This is a genomic window from Novosphingobium mangrovisedimenti, from assembly GCF_025153475.1.
In the GTDB taxonomy this organism is placed as follows: domain Bacteria; phylum Pseudomonadota; class Alphaproteobacteria; order Sphingomonadales; family Sphingomonadaceae; genus Novosphingobium; species Novosphingobium mangrovi_A.
The window spans coordinates 1-455 of the sequence record NZ_JANZXA010000064.1; the positions used below are offsets into that span (position 1 = coordinate 1).

A 455-nucleotide genomic window follows, 5' to 3' on the forward strand; every position below is an offset into this window, starting at 1 on the left:
AGAGGAGAAAGAGGCATGGCCGAGGCCGTATATCCCGTTTCAGGCGAGTGGTCGGAAGGTGCGCTGATCGACAACGATCGCTACCTTGCGATGTACCGTCGCTCGGTGGATGATCCGGAAGGGTTCTGGGCCGGGGAAGCGCGGCGGATCGACTGGATCAAGCCGTTCAGCACGGTCAAGCAGACCAGCTTCGACGAGGCCGACTTCGGCATTTCCTGGTTCTCCGACGGCACCTTGAACCTGTCTGCCAACTGCCTCGACCGCCATCTGGCGACACGCGGCGACGCGGTCGCGATCCTGTGGGAGCCCGACGATCCGAAGAACCCGGAACGCCGCATCACCTACCGCGAACTGCACCAACAGGTCTGCAAGTTCGCCAATCTCCTGAAATCACGCGGCGTGAAGAAGGGCGAGCGCGTCACCATCTACCTGCCGATGGTGCCCGAGGCGGCCGT

1 protein-coding gene is annotated in these 455 nt (G+C 62.9%); it reads left to right on the forward strand.

Annotated features, from left to right (window positions below; translation table 11 throughout):
* Nucleotides 1-15 precede the first annotated feature (15 nt).
* A partial coding sequence (locus tag NZK81_RS21475; protein ID WP_260047991.1) for an acetyl-coenzyme A synthetase N-terminal domain-containing protein occupies nucleotides 16-455 on the forward strand: 440 nt, incomplete at its 3' end.